We start from the raw sequence: 16,859 nt of genomic DNA on the forward strand, positions 1-16,859 counted from the left end.
GGCTTGCCTGCGATAGCGGTGGGGCAGTATCGGGGGGCTGGCTAGTAGACTGACATCGCAGGCAAGCCAGCTCCCACACGGGGTCGGGGTGATGTTTCAGTCAATACCCACAAACCCACCGGTCTGGTGCTGCCACAACCGCGCATACAAGCCGCCGTGGGCCAGCAACTCGGCGTGGCTGCCACTCTCGGCAATCTGGCCTTTCTCCAGCACCACCAGGCGGTCCATCCGCGCAATGGTCGACAACCGGTGCGCGATCGCGATCACCGTCTTGCCCTGCATCAGGGTTTCGAGGCTTTCCTGGATCGCCGCTTCCACTTCCGAATCCAGCGCAGAGGTGGCTTCGTCCATGATCAGGATCGGCGCATCCTTGAGCAGTACCCGGGCGATGGCGATACGTTGGCGCTGCCCACCGGAGAGCTTCACCCCGCGCTCACCCACGTGTGCGTCCAGCCCGGTGCGGCCCTCGGAGTCCGACAGCAGCGGGATGAACTCATCGGCACGCGCCTTGTGTACCGCGGCCCAGAGTTCTTCGTCGGTGGCGTCGGGCTTGCCGTAGAGCAGGTTATCGCGGATCGAACGGTGCAGCAGCGAGGTGTCCTGGGTGATCATGCCGATCTGCTCGCGCAGGGTTTCCTGGGCCACTTCGGCGATGTCCTGGCCGTCGATCAGGATGCGCCCGCCTTGCAGGTCGTAGAGACGCAGCAGCAGGTTGACCAGAGTCGACTTGCCCGCGCCGGACGGGCCGATCAGGCCGATCTTCTCACCGGCCTTGATCTCAAGGTTGAGGCCGCCAATGATGCCGCTCTTCTTGCCGTAGTGGAAATCCACCTGCTCAAAGCGCACTTCGCCATGGGGCACGCTCAGGCGCGGGGCGTTGTCGCGGTCGATCACGGCCAGTGGCTGTGCGATGGTTTTCAGGCCGTCCTGCACCTGGCCGATGTTTTCGAAAATGCCATTGACCACCCACATGATCCATCCGGACATGTTGACGATACGAATCACCAGACCGGTGGCCAGGGCAATCGCGCCCACCGAGATCAGCGACTGCGTCCACAGCCATAGCGCAAGGCCGGTGGTGGTGACGATCAGCAGGCCGTTCATGGTGGTGATCACGATGTCCATGCTGGTGACAACGCGGCTGGCCAGCTGGGTTTTCTCGGTCTGCTCGATGATCGCTTCCTTGGCGTATTCCTGCTCGTACTGGGTATGCGCGAACAGCTTCAAGGTGGTGATGTTGGTGTAGCCGTCGACGATACGGCCCATCAGTTTTGAGCGTGCCTCGGAGGAAATCACCGAGCGCTCCTTCACCCGCGGTACGAAATAGCGCAGCGCCAGGCTGTAGCTGACGATCCAGGTCACCAGCGGGATCATCAGGCGCCAGTCGGCCTCGGCGAACAGCACCAGGGAACTGACGGCATAGATTGCCACGTGCCAGATCGCATCCACCGCGGCCACGGCGGAGTCGCGCAGCGAATTGCCGGTTTGCATGATGCGCTGGGCAATGCGCCCGGCGAAGTCATTCTGGAAGAAGTTGATGCTCTGCTTGAGCACGTAGCTGTGGTTCTGCCAACGAATCAGGCTGGTCATGCCGGGGCTGATGGTCTGGTGCACCAGCAGGTCATGCAGGGCGCCGAAGATCGGGCGCAGCAACAGGGCGACCACGGCCATCCAGATCAGCTCGGTGCTGTGCTGTTGGAAGAAGTTGGCTGGCGGCGTGCCCTGGGCCAGGTCGATGATGCGACTCAGGTAGCTGAACAGCGCCACTTCGATCAGCGCACCGATCAGGCCCACCACCAGCAAGGCAGCGAAATGCGGCCATACCTGGCGCAGGTAGTAGAGGTAGAAGGGCAGGACTTTATCGGGCGGGGCGGCGCTGGGGGCGTCGCGGAAAATATCGATCAGTTGTTCAAAACGACGATAGAGCATTAAGTATGACGCCCGCAGGGCGGGCTCTCCTTTCAAATGCGCGCGCGGCCTTGTGGGCTGCGCGCGGAACTACCTGCTACCTCAGTCGATGCGCTTGGCCGACTTGATGTACACAGGATCGATTGGCACGTTCTGCATGCCCTGCTTGGTAGTGGTCTGCGAATTGACGATCACATCGACCACGTCCATGCCCTTGACCACCTTGGCGAACACGGCGTAACCGGCGTCGCGGCCCGGATCGAGGAAGGCATTGTCGGCGACGTTGATGAAGAATTGGCTGGTGGCCGAATTCGGATCGTTGGTACGTGCCATGGACAAGGTGCCACGTACGTTATGCAGGCCGTTGCTGGCCTCGTTCTTGATCGGGTCCTTGGTTGGCTTCTGGGTCATTGCCTGGGTGAAGCCGCCGCCCTGGACCATGAAGCCCGGGATGACACGGTGGAAAATCGTGTTGGTGTAGAAGCCGCTGTCGACATAGGCGAGGAAGTTCTTGGTGCTGATCGGCGCCTTGACCGGGTCGAGTTCGATCTCGATGTCGCCATTGGTGGTGGTGATCAGGACGTGAGGCGCCTTGGCGGGTTCGGCCGCCATCAGGTTGGCAGCGAACAAAACAGAACCGGCAAAGAAGGCGATTTTTTTCAGCATGGGTCAGTGATCCTGGGTAGTGGTTTCGACGGTCTTTAGAAAATCGAGCAGGGTTGCGTTAAAGACTTCGGGTTGATCCAAGGGCGTGGCATGGCGAGAATCTTCGATCACCACCAGTCGCGCATCGGGCAGCAGTTTTACATAGTTTTCTTTTTGCGCCACGGGGGTGTAGTCGTGGTCGGCGCTGATGACCAGGGTTGGACAGGTGACCCTGGAAAGTCGTTCCTGGACGCCCCAGCCCACAATCGCATCGAAGCTGGCGAGATAAGCACGTTTGTCGTTCTTTGCCCAGCGTTCGGCCATCTTGCGGCGCATGTCGGCCTGGTGTGGCTTGGGAAACAAGCGGTCGCCCAAGGCCTTGCCGATGGTATCCAGGCTGAGCACGCGCGCCAGGCTCCAGCGTTTGGCCCATTGCCAATAATCGTCGACACTGCGCACCTTCACCTGCGGCGCGCTGTTGACGATGCACAGGCTTTTGACGCGTGCAGGTTCGTCCACGGCCAACTGGAAGGCGATCATGCCGCCCATGGACAACCCCACCACATGGGCGGGCGGCAGGTCCAGGTGTTCGATCAGCGCCAGCAGATCAAAGGTGAAGCCCTGGATGCTGTAGCGTTCGCGGGGTTTGTCCGAGCGCCCATGGCCACGCACGTCCACCACGACCAGGCGGTAATGCCGGGCGAGCACCGGCACCTGCAGTTCCCAATCCTGGCTGCTGGAGCCCAGGCCGTGGATCAGGATCAGCGGCGTGCCGTGGCCGTATTCCTCGTAGTGCAGGCTGCATCCTTCATGGTCGAACCAGGCCATGCATGAACTCCGTTTCAGGCTTGCTGGGGGGCGGCGAAAGGCGCGTCCAGCGGGGCGGTATCAAAGGTGCGCAGCAGTTCCACGAGGATCTGCGTCGCCGGGCCCAGGGGTTTGTCTTTGTTCGAATACAGGTAGAACGTTGGATTGCGGCTGCCGCCTTTTTCCAAGGGTAGCTGCTTGAGCAGGCCTTCCTTGAGTTCGCGCTCGATCAGGTGGCGAGGCAACCAGGCAAAGCCCAGGCCGCTGCTGACGAACGTGGCGGCGGTGGCCAGGCTGCCGACCGTCCAGCGCTGTTCGGCGCCGAGCCAACCCACATCCCGCGGTTGCTGGCGGCCGGAGTCGCGAATGACCACCTGCATCTGGCTTTCCAGGTCCTGGAAGCTCAGTTCGCGGTTCAGGCGATGGAGCGAGTGGTCGGGGTGGGCCACGGCGATGAATTCCACATCGCTCATTTCCGTGCCCAGGTAGCCGGGGATGATGAACCCGCTGATGGCCAGGTCGGCCATGCCATCGAGCAGCAGTTCCTCGACGCCCGACAACACCTCTTCACGCAGGCGCACGCGGCAACCGCGACTTTGCGGCATGAACGCGGTGAGCGCCCGGACCAGGCGCGCATTCGGATAGGCCGCGTCTACCACCAGCCGCACCTCGGCTTCCCAGCCCTGTTCCATATGGTGGGCGAGGTCTTCCAGCTGGCTGGCGTTTTTTACCAGTTGCCGCGAGCGGCGCAACAGCACTTCACCGGCGTCGGTGAGCACTGCCTTGCGCCCATCGATGCGCAGCAGCGGCACACCGAGCTGGTCTTGCATGCGGGCCACGGTGTAGCTCACCGAGGACTGCGAACGGTGCAGCGCTTCAGCCGCCTGGGCGAAGCCACCATGGTCGACCACGGCCTGCAGCGTGCGCCATTGATCGAGGGTAACGCGGGGCGCTTTCAAGATGGGTTCCTCTTGTCCTAAGCTGGCAGTCCTTATTGGAGACTGCCGAATGAGAAAATTCTGTTGTGTGTTGCTGGCGTTGCTGCCGATGAGCGCGTTCGCGTACCCCATCGACGTCACTAAAAAGATCGACGGCGTGAGCATCGATTACACCGCCTCCGACGTGGATGGCGATATCAGCTCGATCCAACTGAATAACTACGGCACCCAGGACGCCGTTTGCTCGGTAACCTTCACCAACGGCCCGGAATCGCCGCGCCGCAGGACTGTCACGGTGCCAGCGGGCAAAAGCACCAACACCACGGCCAAGTTCAACCGCGCCATTATCAAGATGCGTATCGCCCTGGCCTGCTCACCGAAGTAGTACGGCAGCGGAGCATGCTGACAGCAATGCTTCGCTTATAAACAAATTTATAGATGGGTTATAGCAGTTTTTTGCGCTTTTTTATCGAATTGGCTCTGTTTAATCTTCACTCCATCGACTTACAGCAATTACAGATGGAGCCTACAAAGCCATGTCCAATGTTCTGATCATCGAAAGCAGCGCCCGCCAGCAGGATTCGGTTTCCCGCCAACTGACCCAGCAGTTCATCAGCCAATGGCAGGCCGCGCACCCGGCGGATCAGATCACCGTGCGTGACGTGGCCCTCAACCCGGTCCCGCACCTGGACGCCAACTTGCTGGGTGGCTGGATGAAACCTGCGGATCAGCGCAACGAAAGTGAGCAAGTCTCTCTGGATCGCTCCGACGAATTGACCAACGAACTGCTGGCCGCCGACGTCCTGGTGATGGCCGCACCGATGTACAACTTCGCCATCCCCAGCACCCTCAAAGCCTGGCTGGACCACGTGTTGCGGGCCGGCGTGACGTTCAAGTACACCGCCACCGGACCCCAGGGTTTGTTGACCGGCAAGCGCGCCTTCGTGCTCACCGCTCGCGGCGGCATCCACACCGGCGCCAGCTCCGATCACCAGGAACCGTACCTGCGTCAGGTCATGGCTTTTATCGGGATTCATGACGTCACCTTCATTCATGCTGAAGGGGTGAACCTCAGTGCAGACTTCCAGGAGAAGGGCATCAACCACGCCAAGGCGTTGTTGGCACAGGTCGCCTGATCCTTTAATCGCCAGATAATCCCGCGATGTTTATCTAGTCCCACGCAAACCCTTCAAGTACGCGTAACGAACCTCCCTTTGCACTTTTGCTCCTGAGTGCTCCTGCCCGACTGACGCTTTAGCGAGGTCGGGTTTTTTTTGCCCCGAGTTTCTTCAACCGCCGAAAACCTTTAATGTCCCGCCCATTCGAAATGAGGCGCGCATGGGCTACTTACTGGTTGTTACCCTGATTCAGGCATTTTCCTTCAGCTTGATCGGCGAATACCTCGCCGGTCACGTCGACAGCTACTTCGCCGTGCTGGTGCGCGTGCTGCTCGCCGGGTTGGTTTTCATCCCGCTGACCCGCTGGCGCTCGGTGGAGCCGGCGTTCATGCGCGGCATGCTGGTGATCGGCGCGCTGCAGTTTGGCGTGACCTACGTGTGCCTGTACCTGAGCTTTCGCGTGCTCACGGTGCCAGAGGTGCTGCTGTTCACTATCCTCACGCCGCTGCACGTGACCCTGATCGAAGATGCCCTCAACCGTCGCTTCAACCCCTGGGCGCTGATCGCCGCGCTGGTGGCGGTGGCGGGCGCGGCGGTGATCCGCTTCGACCAGATCACGCCGCACTTCCTTGGGGGCTTCTTGCTGCTGCAACTGGCCAACTTCACCTATGCCGCCGGGCAGGTCATGTACAAGCACTTGGTGGCGCGTTATCCGAGCGATTTGCCGCACTATCGGCGTTTTGGTTACTTCTATGTGGGCGCGTTGCTGGTGGTGTTGCCGGCGTTCCTGCTGTTCGGCAAGGCTGACTTCCTGCCGGACGCGCCACTGCAATGGGGCGTGCTGGTGTTCCTTGGCCTGGTCAGCACTGCGCTGGGGATGTACTGGTGGAACAAGGGGGCGTGCCTGGTACAGGGTGGCACGCTGGCGGTGATGAACAACTTGCATGTGCCGGTGGGCTTGCTGCTCAACCTGCTGATCTGGAACCAGCACGAACCGCTGGGCCGTTTGGCCCTGGGTGGGTTGGTGATTGTGGGGGCGGTGTGGCTCAGTCGGTTGGGCGTGAAGTCGCCCAACCGCTCCGTGGCTTAGATCGAGCGACTTTCCGGGGCCGGCAGCTGGCTGGCCCCCATCACCGCCGGCAAGATGCCCGCCCGCAGGTCGTTGCCGCTTGGTTGTTGATACAGGCTCAAGCCAAACTCGGGCAACACCGCCAGCAAGTAATCGAAGATATCCCCCTGTATGCGCTCGTAATCGGCCCACGCCGTGGTACGGGTAAAGCAGTAGATCTCCAGCGGCACGCCCTGGGCGGTGGTCTGCATCTGGCGCACCATGCAGGTCATGTTCGGTTGGATGTCCGGGTGGCTTTTCAGATAAGCCAGGGCATAGGCACGGAAGGTGCCGAGGTTGGTCATGCGGCGGCGGTTGGCCGACAGTTGCGCACTGTGGCCCTGGGCTTCGTTCCAGGCCTTGAGCTCAGCCTGCTTGCGCCCGATGTAGTCGGTGAGCAGGTGTACCTGGGTCATGCGCAGCTCTTCATCGTCACGCAGGAAACGCACACCGCTGGCATCGATGAACACGCTGCGCTTGATACGGCGCCCACCGGACGCCTGCATGCCGCGCCAGTTCTTGAACGACTCGGACATCAGGCGCCAGGTGGGGATGGAGACGATGGTCTTGTCGAAGTTCTGCACCTTCACCGTGTGCAGGGTGATGTCCACCACGTCACCGTCGGCGCCGACCTGGGGCATTTCGATCCAGTCGCCGACCCGCAGCATGTCGTTGCTGGTCAACTGCACGCTGGCGACGAACGACAGCAGGGTGTCCTTGTACACCAACAGGATCACCGCCGACATCGCACCGAGACCTGACAGCAGCAACAGGGGCGAGCGGTCGATCAGGGTGGCGACGATGATGATCGCGCCAAACACGAACAGCACCATCTTCGCCAACTGCACATAGCCCTTGATCGAGCGGGTGCGCGCGTGCTCGGTGCGGGCGTAGATGTCGAGCAAGGCGCTGAGCAGGGCGCTCATGGCCAGCACCAGGAACAGAATGGTCAGCGCCAGGGCGACGTTGCCGATGAACAGGATGGCGGTCTTGCTCAGGTCCGGCACCAGGTAAAGGCCGAACTGGATCACCAGGGACGGCGTCATCTGCGCCAGGCGATGGAAGACTTTGTTGTGCCGCAGGTCGTTGAGCCAGTGCAGGGCCGGCTGCCGGCCGAGCAGTTTGACGGCGTGGAGGATGAGGTAACGCGCCACGCGCCCGAGCAACAGGGCCACCACCAGCAGTACCAGCAAACCGAGGCTGGCGTGCAGCAGTGGGTGTTCATCGAGGGCGCCCCAGAGGTCCTGGGCGTTGAGCCAGAGCTGTTTGATATCCATGGGTGAAAACGATTCTTCTGTTGGGACAAGACGGGGCGATTAGAGCATTTAAGTGCATCAAAGTTGACGTCGCGGACAAATACCCTGACAAAAAAGCAGCTCAATAGCACCGTTCGCGTAAAGAAACTCGGTTTGGACGCCCGAAACCGGTAACCTATGCAGCTGATTTTTTGTATTTCTTCGAGGTAGCACCCGTGTTTTCCCAATTCGCCCTGCACGAACGCCTGCTCAAAGCCGTGGCCGAGCTTAAATTTGTCGAGCCTACGCCTGTGCAAGCAGCGGCCATCCCGCTCGCGCTCGAAGGGCGTGACCTGCGGGTGACGGCTCAAACCGGTAGCGGCAAGACCGCCGCTTTCGTCCTGCCGATCCTGCATCGCTTGATCGGCCCGGCCAAAGTCCGCGTGAGCATCAAGACCCTGATCCTGCTGCCAACCCGCGAGCTCGCCCAGCAGACCCTGAAGGAAGTGGAGCGTTTCTCGCAGTTCACCTTCATCAAGTCCGGCCTGATCACCGGTGGCGAAGACTTCAAGGTCCAGGCTGCCATGCTGCGCAAGGTGCCGGACATTCTGATCGGCACCCCGGGCCGCATGATCGAGCAGCTCAACGCCGGCAACCTCGACCTCAAGGAAGTCGAAGTGCTGGTGCTCGACGAAGCCGACCGCATGCTCGACATGGGCTTTGCCGACGACGTACAGCGCCTGGTGGGCGAATGCGTCAACCGCCAGCAGACCATGCTGTTCTCCGCCACCACCGGCGGTTCGACCTTGCGTGAGATGGTCGCCAAGGTGCTGAACAACCCTGAGCACCTGCAGGTCAACAACGTCAGCGACCTCAACGCGACGACGCGCCAGCAGATCGTCACGGCTGACCACAATGTGCACAAAGAGCAGATCCTCAATTGGCTGCTGGCCAACGAGACCTATCAGAAAGCCATCGTATTCACCAACACCCGCGCTGCCGCCGACCGCATCTACGGTCGCCTGGTCGCCCAGGAATACAAGGCGTTCGTGCTGCACGGCGAGAAAGACCAGAAGGATCGCAAACTGGCCATCGACCGCCTCAAGGCTGGCGGCGTGAAGATCCTCGTGGCTACCGACGTTGCCGCGCGCGGCCTGGACGTGGACGGCCTGGACCTGGTGATCAACTTCGACATGCCGCGCAGTGGCGACGAATACGTACACCGTATCGGCCGTACCGGGCGTGCCGGCAATGATGGCCTGGCCATCTCGCTGATTTGCCACGGTGACTGGAACCTGATGTCGAGCATCGAGCGCTACCTCAAGCAGTCGTTCGAGCGTCGCACCATCAAGGAAGTCAAAGGCACCTACACCGGGCCGAAGAAGGTCAAGGCGTCGGGCAAGGCTGTCGGCGTGAAGAAGAAAAAGACTGACGCCAAGGGCGACAAGAAGAAGACCGGGGCCAAGTCACCGACCAAGCGCAAGATCGCCAACCGTCCGAAGACCGACAACCTGTCGCTCGTCAGCAAGGACGGCATGGCGCCACTCAAGCGCCGCAAGCCGGAAGCGCCAGCGGCTGAATAAGCCTCTTGTGACATAAAAAAACCGGACGTTTGTCCGGTTTTTTTTCGCCATCAGTTTTTGGCTTTAGCCGCGGCTTCCTTGAGTTCCTTGAGCCGGGCGTCGATCAACTGGCATTTGTCGGGGAACTCCGCGCTTTGCGTATCCAGGTCCATCTTCTGCAGCTCGTCGTTCATCTCCTTGGCCTTGGTCGGGTTCTGTTCGGTCAGTTTGGCCACTTCCTGGGCCAGTTGCTCACGCTTGGCCGTGGCCTCATCGGGCGTACAGGCCCAGGCGGGCAGGGCGGCGGCTAGCATGGCGACGATGGCCAGGTTCATCAGGGTTTTCATGGGCAGACCTCCTTGGCGGTTATGTGCTGTTGAGGCCGCGAACGTCTGGAAAGTTCAGAGAAATGACGTCCGTCTATTCGGCTGAACGGCCAGTGACGCGACCTGTCACAACCTTGACGGGCTACTTTCCACCAGCCTGCAGGAGGAATCAGGATGACGACTTACAACTGGGATCTGATCGAACGTCTGCTGCATGAAGTGCAGAACGGCGAGGGCAGCTTCGCCCCGCGCAAATACGCCGAGCAGGAGGCGGCCGAAAAGGCCACGGCGGGCGAGTCCACCGGCAACCTCGACGCGCTCAAGAAGACCGCCGCGGATTATGAAGCGCTGCTGTTCAAGCGTGGCTTTATCGAATCACGCCCCGAGGAAGAGGGCGGTAATGGCGAGAATTTCATCCTTACGGCGCTCGGTGCTCAGTTGTTGGCGCTGATCGACAGCTCGATTCCCGGCAATGACCATCCGCGTCAGGTGCTGGATGAGCAGGTGGATGCGCTGGATCCCGCGACCTTTACCGAGGTGGCGTCCAAGGCTCAGATTGCCTGAGTGACCACCACGCGGGCGAGTGTGGGGGCGGGTGCGCTCACGAAAGCGGGTGTCAGGCATTGCAATTGGCACTGACGCATCGCTTTCGCGAGCAAGCCCGCTCCCCGCTGTTTAGCTCGCAGTGGCCTTTAGGCATTTAAGCGCCTTGAAGTCGCTGCGTACGCCGTCGATTTTCTGCGTCAGCTTCAGGCGCTGTTGGACGGTGCTTTGCGCCATCAGATCCACGATCAGGCTGCGTGCTGCGGCTTCGGTCTGCGCATAGGCGACGCGGTATTCTGGCGTCCATAGGCTTTCCCGATCTACCAGCAATTGCTGCATCTTCTGCGCGAAATCAGCGTCCGTGCGGTGCTTCACGGCGTCGATAAATTGCGCCTGCCAGTGCGCGCGGTTGCCGATCCATTGCTGGTTTTGTTCTCCAAGGCCAATGGACCAGGCCGTGACCCGGTTTTTCTGGCTGTCACTCAGGGGACCCATCCATGCATCCAGGCGCTTATTCATCCGCTCGGCGCGTTGCTGGATCTGCTTGGCCAGCGGCGGCTTGAGGTATTCGTCCTGGCGCTTGCGCAGGTCCTTGGCCAGGGCGTCGTTCATTTCCGCGACCTGCTGGTCGTCCAGCCCTTGCAACAACTCAATGGCCGACGGCGTAATTTCGCGGGCGACTTCAGCAATGGCTTTTTTGGCTTCGGTGGTGCGGGTCTGCAACGCGGCGTCGGTGACCTTGTTGTCGTCGACCATCTGCTGCAGGCGATCCAGCCAGTCCAGGTAGCCCGGAAGCTGTGTGGTGCAGTGCCAGGCCAGGTGCTCCTTGAGTGTGTCGTTGAACCAACTTTTCTGCCCGGCGTTCATGTCCAGGTAGTCGTTGAGTGTCCAAGGGATGATCACGTCCAGGTTGCGATAGGCCAGGCCCACGCGATTACAGCCAGCGAGCACGAGGCTCAGTGTTAGTAATACCACCAGTAATTTGAGCCGACGCAGCATGGGCGGGTCCTTCGCAATGTGGGTTATTGCATGTGAACCTGCGCCGGGTGCGACAGTTCAGCCCATTAATAAAACGACCGCGCAGCCTTCAGCGTCAACAGGCCATCGCATTGCGAATTGTGTCCGGAATAGGCCGAGCAATCTCCGCCGCTCAGGCTGGAATCGCTGTAGATAAGGTTCAGATCAACGCCCATCCACTCGCGGGAGAACTGCACTGACCAGTCGCTGAAGGTGCGAATGGAACCGCCGTCCACCGACACCGGTGTACCCAGCTGATGGGTGGTGTATTTCATGCTGACCCCGATGCCGAAGGGCTGCGTCCCGCCGAGGTCGGCGAACAGGGTGCTGTCCTGACGGTCCGGGTCGTTGCTGAAGGACGCGCCAAAGCGATTGCCCAATAGGTTCAGGCCGCCGTAGAACTCCTGGCTGTCGAGGGGGCTGAGCGTGGGGTAGCTGTAGTGGATCAAGCCCACTTCGTAGCCCAAGGTCTGGTCGAAGGGGTGTTTGAACCCCATGTAGGAGTCGACTTCGAGGTTGCTGGATGAGGACAGGCCCATGTTCGGAGAAAACTGACCGAAGTACAGGCCGCTGTCGTGGCTCAGGTCCAGCCCGCCGTGGAACGAGTCGCTGCCAGGGGACGTCGGCTTGACCAGGCCCTGGGCCATGCTGCGACTGGGCGTAGTGCCTAATTTCAGGTCGAAGTCGCCCAATTCGCGCTGAAAGATCTGCGCTTCGGCGAGAGGGCTGGCAACCAGGGCACCGACCAGGACTATGCAGGATTTGAACATGCTTCACTCCATGAAAAGCGAGGAGCAGTGACGGAGAAAATCGGGCAGATGCCCGTGCTAGACGTGTGCAAGCATACCGGCGAATGCCCGCAGATGAGGCCCGTTCGTCGATTAGCGTGGTTGTGAAAGGGTGGGGATCGTGTTTCGGGGTCTAGTCCTAGCGCCTTGAAGGCAAGACGCGTAGGGACCAGGAGTGTTGCGCGGTATTACTTTTTACCCAGGCTGATCTGCTTGGATGGGCCGAATGTCTGGCCACTGACGCCCTTGGCAATTTGCTGGATTTCGCCGCCGGACTTGAGGAACGCAGCAATCTGGCTGTTGATCGACTCGCTGGTTTCAACGGCGGGAGCTGGCTTTGCTTTGCTGTTGGATGCTTTTACGCGCATGGCGGCCACTAACCTGTAGAAAATTAACTTGGCCAGGCATCGTACAGGAAATACTTGACAATTGCTTGGTAAATATCCTCAGGGAATAAGTTCCGGGGCCGGAAACAGTCATAGTTAATCTTTGAAATAAGCCTCTAACTTGCTGTTTTAACTGGAAACCATTGGCGCTGGGGACGGTTGGCAGTGCTTGAAAATTCAGCCGATCGATCAGACGAGCGGGGGCGTGCCACTGGAAGGCCACGCCAGGCCGCGTTTTTTCAGGCGCGCGCGCGTCGCGGGCGCAACTCGGGTAGAATGTCGCCCACGCAATGAGGGTATTGGAAATGGCTTTAGTCGGGCGCTACAACAGTTTGCAAGTGGTTAAACACACTAACTTTGGTTTGTACCTGGACGGTGCGCAAGACGGTGAAATCCTCTTGCCGAATCGGTATATCCCCAAGGATATTCCCAGTGAAGATGAAGACTGGCTTAACGTTTTCATTTACTTGGACAGCGATGACAAACTTATCGCCACCACTGAAAAGCCCAAAGTTCAAGTTGGCGAATTCGCCAGTTTGAAAGTGGTGGAAGTCAACAGTATTGGCGTGTTCCTCGACTGGGGTTTACCCAAGGATCTGTTGCTGCCGTATTCGGAAGAAAAACGTCAGTTGAGCGCCGGTGAATATTGCGTCGTGCACGTCTATCTCGACAAGCACACCAAGCGCATCACCGCCACTGCACGCCTGGATCGCTACCTGGACAAGACCCCTGCCAACTACCAAGTGGGCCAGGAAGTCGACCTGCTGGTGGCCGAAGCCACCGACATGGGCTTCAAGGCGATCATCAACAACAAGCACTGGGGCTTGATCCACAAGAACGAAGTGTTCAAGTTCCTGCGCCCGGGCAAGGAAGAAAAAGGTTTTATCAAAGAGATCCGCGCCGACGGCAATATCAGCCTCAGCCTGCAACCGGTTGGCCAGGAAGCGGCCTCCAGCCTGAACTCGAAGATCCTGGCCAAGTTGCGTGAAAACAACGGCACCTTGCCGGTCAGCGACAAGAGCGACCCGGCGGTGATCAGTAACGTGTTCGGCGTGAGCAAGGGCAACTTCAAGAAAGCCATCGGTGCGCTGTATAAGCAGGGCCAGATCGTGATTCACGCGGATCGCATTGAACTAAGCTGAGTGCGTTTTGCTCTTCTGTAGGCGCCGGCTTGTCGGCGATGATGCCAGTGGTTTCGGGATGTTCTCTCGGACGCCATTGCTGGAAGCCCGCTCCTACAGAAGGTGTATCGATGTCCAAGAAATCGTTGTTCGCCTACCTCGGCACGTTGATCGCCTTCCTGATCCTGGATGGGCTCTGGCTCGGCGTTGTCATGGGGCCCACCTATAGATCCCTGCTGGGTTCGCTGATGCTGGATCAACCCCGCCTATTGCCTGCTGGGCTGTTCTATCTGTTGTACGTCTTTGGCTGTGTGGTCTTTGTGGTGCTGCCCAGCGCAAGCTGGCAACGTGCCGCACGTTTGGGTGCGTTGCTGGGCCTGGTCGCCTATGGCACCTATGACCTGAGCAACTGGGCCACGCTGCAAGGCTGGTCTGCCCAGCTTGCGGTCATGGACATGGCCTGGGGTACATTCCTGACCGCCGCATGCTGCACGGTGGGTTACCTGTGTGCACAACGAGTGCACCGCTGATTGTGTACAGGATGTATGTGCACCGTTGCTGAGCGTATCCCTATTCTATAGCCCTGTATCAACCCCTTTGGAGCGCCGTACCAGAGGGATTGGGTTCAATTGGCACGCATTCTGCTGACTGTCTCGTATACAAACCATGCCGCCTCCCGTATGCACCCCGCAACGGAAGCGCAGGCCGGTATTTCGAGGAGCCCAGCGATGACCGAACAATTGCCCAAAGGCTATAGCCCGCGCCTGTATAACCAGGACTTGGGGCCACTGCCGCAGAAGTGGACCTGGTACAACATTTTCGCTTTCTGGATGAGCGACGTGCACAGCGTCGGCGGTTACGTGTTTGCCGCCAGCCTGTTCGCCCTGGGGCTGGCTAGTTGGCAGGTCTTGATCGCCTTGCTCGCGGGTATCTGTATCGTGCAGTTGATCGCCAATCTGGTGGCCAAGCCGAGCCAGCAGGCCGCCGTGCCTTATCCGGTGATCTGCCGGCTGGCGTTTGGTGTGTTCGGCGCGAATATTCCGGCGGTGATTCGCGGCTTGATTGCGGTGGCCTGGTATGGGATCCAGACGTATCTGGCTTCGAGTGCCTTGATCATCGTGGTGCTGCGTTTCTTCCCACAGATGGCGGTTTACGCAGAGCCGCATTTTGCAGGCCTGTCCTACCTCGGCTGGTTTGGTTTCCTTAGCCTGTGGTTTTTGCAAGCGGCGGTGTTCTGGGCGGGCATGGAGTCCATCCGCCGTTTCATCGATTGGGCGGGGCCGGTGGTGTACGCGGTAATGTTTGCCCTGGCTGGCTGGATCGTGTGGAAGGCCGGTTGGTCGAATATCAGCTTTACGCTGGCGGAGAAGTCATTGTCGGGCTGGCAGGCGTTTGGCCAGGTGATCGTGGCGACGGCGCTGGTGGTGTCGTATTTCTCCGGGCCGACCCTGAATTTCGGCGACTTCAGCCGCTACTGCCGCAGCATGCAGGACGTGCGGCGCGGCAACTTCTGGGGGCTGCCGGTAAATTTCCTGGCATTTTCCCTGGTGACCGTCGTGATCGTCTCGGGCACCTTGCCGGTGTTTGGTGAAATGCTTCATGACCCGATCGCCACGGTTTCACGCATCGATAACAACATGGCGGTGCTGCTGGGCGCCTTTGCTTTCGTCACCGCGACCATTGGCATCAATATCGTCGCCAACTTCGTCTCCCCGGCGTTTGACTTCGCCAACGTCGCACCGAGCAAAATCAGTTGGCGCGCGGGCGGGATGATCGCTGCCGTGGCATCGATCTTCATCACCCCGTGGAACCTGTTCAATAACCCGCTGATGATTCACTACACACTGGATATCCTCGCAGCCTTCATCGGGCCGCTGTTCGGGATTCTGCTGGTGGATTTCTACTTGATCAAAAAGCAGAAGATTGACGTGGATGCGCTGTTTGACGACAGCCCAAGCGGGCGCTACTACTTCGACGGCGGCGTGAACTGGACGGCAGTCAAGGCGCTGGTGCCGGCGACGCTGGTGGGCGTCGCGATCACCTTCACCCCGGCGTTGCAGGGCATGGCCAACTTTGCCTGGTTTACCGGGTGCTTCCTGGGTGGGCTGTTTTTCCTGGTGCTGGCGCGGCGTGAGCAGGTGCGTGTGCCTGCGCCAATGGTTGCCGGCTGACCAGCACCGAGCCCGCCACCAGCAAGCCTGTGCCGGCGATTACCAGTGCCGGTTGCAGGCCACCGCTCAGGTGGCTGCTGACCGACGCCAGCAGCGGACCGCTCAATTGGCCGATGGCAAAGCTCGCGGTCAGCAGCCCGGTGCTGCGCTGATAGCCGTGAGGGGCGACGTCCCGCAAGCGTGCCATCACCAACTGCATGCACGCCAGGAACGGCCCGCCACATAGCAACACCCCAAGTGCCAGGCCCCACCCATTGCCCAGCAGGCAGGCAAATACGCCGGCCGCCTGCAGCCACAGCGTGGTCATCAGCCAGCGGCGGGTGGTGTCTGGATCCTTGCGACGCAGGGTCGCCACCCCTACGCCGATCGCGGCCGCCAGGCCAAAGCACGGCCAGAACAGGTCAGCCTGCCAGGCGCCCCTGAATTGCGCGCTGGCCATCTGCGACAAGAATGTCGCCGGGATGATGTAGCCCAGGCCGTACAACACGTAGATCCAGCACAAATGCGCGATGCTGGCATTACTGCCCGCCGCTGAGTGGCCGGCGTCGGGGATGGCGGCGGCAGACGGCTTGGGCAGGAACGGCAAAATCGCCAGCAACATCACCAACGCTACCGCGCCGTACACCAGCCACAAGGTTGCCGAGCGTTGCCCCAACAGGTTGGAGCCCAGCGCCAGCAACCCGGTCAGCAGAATGCCCAGTCCAGGCCCGGCGAATACCAACGCACCCAGGCGCGGACGCCCGGCAGCTATTGCCAGCGGCTGGCTCAGGCTGGTGATCATCACCAGTGCCCAGGCACTCGCGACACCGGTACCAAAGCGCAGCAACAGATGTGGCCAGAACCCATGGGCCCAGTACGACGCCAGCGTCAGCAGCACACACAACCACAGCCCGCCATACAAGCGCCCGCGCACGTGGTGATGGCTGCGCGCAAAGATCGAATCGACTGCCCCCACGAAATAGCCCAAGTAATTGGCGGCAGCAATCAGGCCTGCGCCGGTCAAGTCGATCTGCCCCTCACTGAGCAGATGCGGCATTTGTGGCGTGAGGGCGAAGCGGCCAATGCCCATCGCCATCATCAGGGCGACAAAGCTGGCAAGTAAGCGAATCAAAGGGGACATGGTCAAGTTTCCTGCGGGTAAACGAATACCTTCAGACTAAAGCGGATTGACTTTCTGTAAAATTGA

The 16,859-nt window shown here is 60.2% G+C and carries 18 protein-coding genes; 8 read left to right on the plus strand and 10 right to left on the minus strand.

All coding sequences use genetic code 11. The annotated features are described in order from the left end of the window. Nucleotides 1-96: 96 nt before the first annotated feature. The 4 genes from CQ002_RS10685 to CQ002_RS10700 all read right to left on the minus strand — a co-directional run bounded on the left by CQ002_RS10685 (nt 97) and on the right by CQ002_RS10700 (nt 4,319). A complete protein-coding gene (locus CQ002_RS10685; protein WP_069077972.1) occupies nt 97-1,929 on the minus strand; it encodes an ABC transporter ATP-binding protein in 1,833 nt (610 codons plus the stop codon). Nucleotides 1,930-2,010: 81 nt separating this feature from the next. Beyond that, nucleotides 2,011-2,574 (minus strand): peptidylprolyl isomerase A, encoded by a 564-nt coding sequence (locus tag CQ002_RS10690; RefSeq protein ID WP_010208614.1) that lies wholly within the window; start codon nt 2,572-2,574, stop codon nt 2,011-2,013. Nucleotides 2,575-2,577: 3 nt separating this feature from the next. After that, nucleotides 2,578-3,381, minus strand: coding sequence for an alpha/beta fold hydrolase (locus tag CQ002_RS10695; protein WP_105162671.1), 804 nt, complete (start codon nt 3,379-3,381; stop codon nt 2,578-2,580). Nucleotides 3,382-3,395: 14 nt separating this feature from the next. After that, the gene (locus CQ002_RS10700) at nt 3,396-4,319 is read right to left on the minus strand and encodes a LysR family transcriptional regulator (RefSeq protein ID WP_034108106.1); all 924 of its coding nucleotides are present in this window, start codon (nt 4,317-4,319) and stop codon (nt 3,396-3,398) included. Between the two features lie 49 nt (nt 4,320-4,368). Here CQ002_RS10700 and CQ002_RS10705 point away from each other — a divergent pair, with 49 nt between their 5' ends. The 3 genes from CQ002_RS10705 (at nt 4,369) to CQ002_RS10715 (ending at nt 6,506) form a co-directional block, all read left to right on the plus strand. Continuing rightward, on the plus strand, nt 4,369-4,683 hold the full coding sequence (locus tag CQ002_RS10705) for a 3-phosphoglycerate kinase (protein WP_034108105.1): 315 nt from the start codon (nt 4,369-4,371) through the stop codon (nt 4,681-4,683). Nucleotides 4,684-4,834: 151 nt separating this feature from the next. Further along, nucleotides 4,835-5,434 carry an FMN-dependent NADH-azoreductase gene (locus CQ002_RS10710; RefSeq protein ID WP_034108103.1) on the plus strand — a complete coding sequence of 200 codons (600 nt, stop codon included), beginning with the start codon at nt 4,835-4,837 and terminating at the stop codon, nt 5,432-5,434. A 202-nt stretch (nt 5,435-5,636) separates the two neighbouring features. Beyond that, the gene (locus CQ002_RS10715) at nt 5,637-6,506 is read left to right on the plus strand and encodes a carboxylate/amino acid/amine transporter (RefSeq protein WP_098467187.1); all 870 of its coding nucleotides are present in this window, start codon (nt 5,637-5,639) and stop codon (nt 6,504-6,506) included. On the opposite strand, the gene CQ002_RS10720 is transcribed toward CQ002_RS10715, so the two are convergent. Then, on the minus strand, nt 6,503-7,801 hold the full coding sequence (locus CQ002_RS10720; RefSeq protein WP_034108099.1) for a mechanosensitive ion channel family protein: 1,299 nt from the start codon (nt 7,799-7,801) through the stop codon (nt 6,503-6,505). The genes CQ002_RS10715 and CQ002_RS10720 overlap by 4 nt on opposite strands. 194 nt (nt 7,802-7,995) lie before the next feature. Between CQ002_RS10720 and CQ002_RS10725 the strand changes: the two genes are divergently transcribed. Continuing rightward, a complete protein-coding gene (locus CQ002_RS10725) occupies nt 7,996-9,342 on the plus strand; it encodes a DEAD/DEAH box helicase (protein ID WP_034108097.1) in 1,347 nt (448 codons plus the stop codon). A 50-nt stretch (nt 9,343-9,392) separates the two neighbouring features. Here the strand turns inward: CQ002_RS10725 and CQ002_RS10730 are convergent, their stop codons facing one another. Next, complete coding sequence (locus CQ002_RS10730; protein WP_105162670.1) at nt 9,393-9,668, minus strand: hypothetical protein; 276 nt, start codon at nt 9,666-9,668, stop codon at nt 9,393-9,395. A gap of 153 nt (nt 9,669-9,821) precedes the next feature. Here CQ002_RS10730 and CQ002_RS10735 point away from each other — a divergent pair, with 153 nt between their 5' ends. Further along, on the plus strand, nt 9,822-10,211 hold the full coding sequence (locus CQ002_RS10735; protein WP_098467185.1) for a transcriptional regulator: 390 nt from the start codon (nt 9,822-9,824) through the stop codon (nt 10,209-10,211). Nucleotides 10,212-10,322: 111 nt separating this feature from the next. On the opposite strand, the gene CQ002_RS10740 is transcribed toward CQ002_RS10735, so the two are convergent. From CQ002_RS10740 to CQ002_RS10750, 3 genes are all read right to left on the minus strand, one after another. After that, the gene (locus CQ002_RS10740; RefSeq protein WP_098467184.1) at nt 10,323-11,189 is read right to left on the minus strand and encodes a DUF6279 family lipoprotein; all 867 of its coding nucleotides are present in this window, start codon (nt 11,187-11,189) and stop codon (nt 10,323-10,325) included. Between the two features lie 65 nt (nt 11,190-11,254). Further along, the gene (locus CQ002_RS10745) at nt 11,255-11,977 is read right to left on the minus strand and encodes a TorF family putative porin (protein ID WP_034108089.1); all 723 of its coding nucleotides are present in this window, start codon (nt 11,975-11,977) and stop codon (nt 11,255-11,257) included. A gap of 206 nt (nt 11,978-12,183) precedes the next feature. Next, nucleotides 12,184-12,363 carry a hypothetical protein gene (locus CQ002_RS10750; RefSeq protein WP_003193095.1) on the minus strand — a complete coding sequence of 60 codons (180 nt, stop codon included), beginning with the start codon at nt 12,361-12,363 and terminating at the stop codon, nt 12,184-12,186. Nucleotides 12,364-12,686: 323 nt separating this feature from the next. Here CQ002_RS10750 and CQ002_RS10755 point away from each other — a divergent pair, with 323 nt between their 5' ends. The 3 genes from CQ002_RS10755 (at nt 12,687) to CQ002_RS10765 (ending at nt 15,673) form a co-directional block, all read left to right on the plus strand. Then, the gene (locus CQ002_RS10755; protein WP_034108087.1) at nt 12,687-13,523 is read left to right on the plus strand and encodes a S1 RNA-binding domain-containing protein; all 837 of its coding nucleotides are present in this window, start codon (nt 12,687-12,689) and stop codon (nt 13,521-13,523) included. 110 nt (nt 13,524-13,633) lie between these two features. Continuing rightward, nucleotides 13,634-14,032 carry a DUF2177 family protein gene (locus tag CQ002_RS10760; RefSeq protein ID WP_034108086.1) on the plus strand — a complete coding sequence of 133 codons (399 nt, stop codon included), beginning with the start codon at nt 13,634-13,636 and terminating at the stop codon, nt 14,030-14,032. Between the two features lie 198 nt (nt 14,033-14,230). Beyond that, on the plus strand, nt 14,231-15,673 hold the full coding sequence (locus tag CQ002_RS10765) for an NCS1 family nucleobase:cation symporter-1 (protein WP_034108085.1): 1,443 nt from the start codon (nt 14,231-14,233) through the stop codon (nt 15,671-15,673). Here CQ002_RS10765 and CQ002_RS10770 read toward each other — a convergent pair. After that, nucleotides 15,585-16,793, minus strand: a complete 1,209-nt coding sequence (locus CQ002_RS10770; protein WP_105162669.1) for an MFS transporter — start codon at nt 16,791-16,793, stop codon at nt 15,585-15,587. The genes CQ002_RS10765 and CQ002_RS10770 overlap by 89 nt on opposite strands. Between the last annotated feature and the right edge of the window lie 66 nt (nt 16,794-16,859).

Source organism: Pseudomonas sp. MYb13 (assembly GCF_002980075.1).
Classification (GTDB): Bacteria; Pseudomonadota; Gammaproteobacteria; order Pseudomonadales; family Pseudomonadaceae; genus Aquipseudomonas; species Aquipseudomonas lurida.

Coding starts and splice junctions, on each gene's coding strand:
- CQ002_RS10760 (WP_034108086.1), top strand. CDS start 13,634: ATGTCCAAGAAATCGTTGTTCGCCTACCTCGGCACGTTGATCGCCTTC.
- CQ002_RS10690 (WP_010208614.1), bottom strand. CDS start 2,574: ATGCTGAAAAAAATCGCCTTCTTTGCCGGTTCTGTTTTGTTCGCTGCC.
- CQ002_RS10715 (WP_098467187.1), top strand. CDS start 5,637: ATGGGCTACTTACTGGTTGTTACCCTGATTCAGGCATTTTCCTTCAGC.
- CQ002_RS10705 (WP_034108105.1), top strand. CDS start 4,369: ATGAGAAAATTCTGTTGTGTGTTGCTGGCGTTGCTGCCGATGAGCGCG.
- CQ002_RS10755 (WP_034108087.1), top strand. CDS start 12,687: ATGGCTTTAGTCGGGCGCTACAACAGTTTGCAAGTGGTTAAACACACT.
- CQ002_RS10740 (WP_098467184.1), bottom strand. CDS start 11,189: ATGCTGCGTCGGCTCAAATTACTGGTGGTATTACTAACACTGAGCCTC.
- CQ002_RS10770 (WP_105162669.1), bottom strand. CDS start 16,793: ATGTCCCCTTTGATTCGCTTACTTGCCAGCTTTGTCGCCCTGATGATG.
- CQ002_RS10710 (WP_034108103.1), top strand. CDS start 4,835: ATGTCCAATGTTCTGATCATCGAAAGCAGCGCCCGCCAGCAGGATTCG.
- CQ002_RS10735 (WP_098467185.1), top strand. CDS start 9,822: ATGACGACTTACAACTGGGATCTGATCGAACGTCTGCTGCATGAAGTG.
- CQ002_RS10765 (WP_034108085.1), top strand. CDS start 14,231: ATGACCGAACAATTGCCCAAAGGCTATAGCCCGCGCCTGTATAACCAG.
- CQ002_RS10685 (WP_069077972.1), bottom strand. CDS start 1,929: ATGCTCTATCGTCGTTTTGAACAACTGATCGATATTTTCCGCGACGCC.
- CQ002_RS10750 (WP_003193095.1), bottom strand. CDS start 12,363: ATGCGCGTAAAAGCATCCAACAGCAAAGCAAAGCCAGCTCCCGCCGTT.
- CQ002_RS10695 (WP_105162671.1), bottom strand. CDS start 3,381: ATGGCCTGGTTCGACCATGAAGGATGCAGCCTGCACTACGAGGAATAC.
- CQ002_RS10730 (WP_105162670.1), bottom strand. CDS start 9,668: ATGAAAACCCTGATGAACCTGGCCATCGTCGCCATGCTAGCCGCCGCC.
- CQ002_RS10720 (WP_034108099.1), bottom strand. CDS start 7,801: ATGGATATCAAACAGCTCTGGCTCAACGCCCAGGACCTCTGGGGCGCC.
- CQ002_RS10745 (WP_034108089.1), bottom strand. CDS start 11,977: ATGTTCAAATCCTGCATAGTCCTGGTCGGTGCCCTGGTTGCCAGCCCT.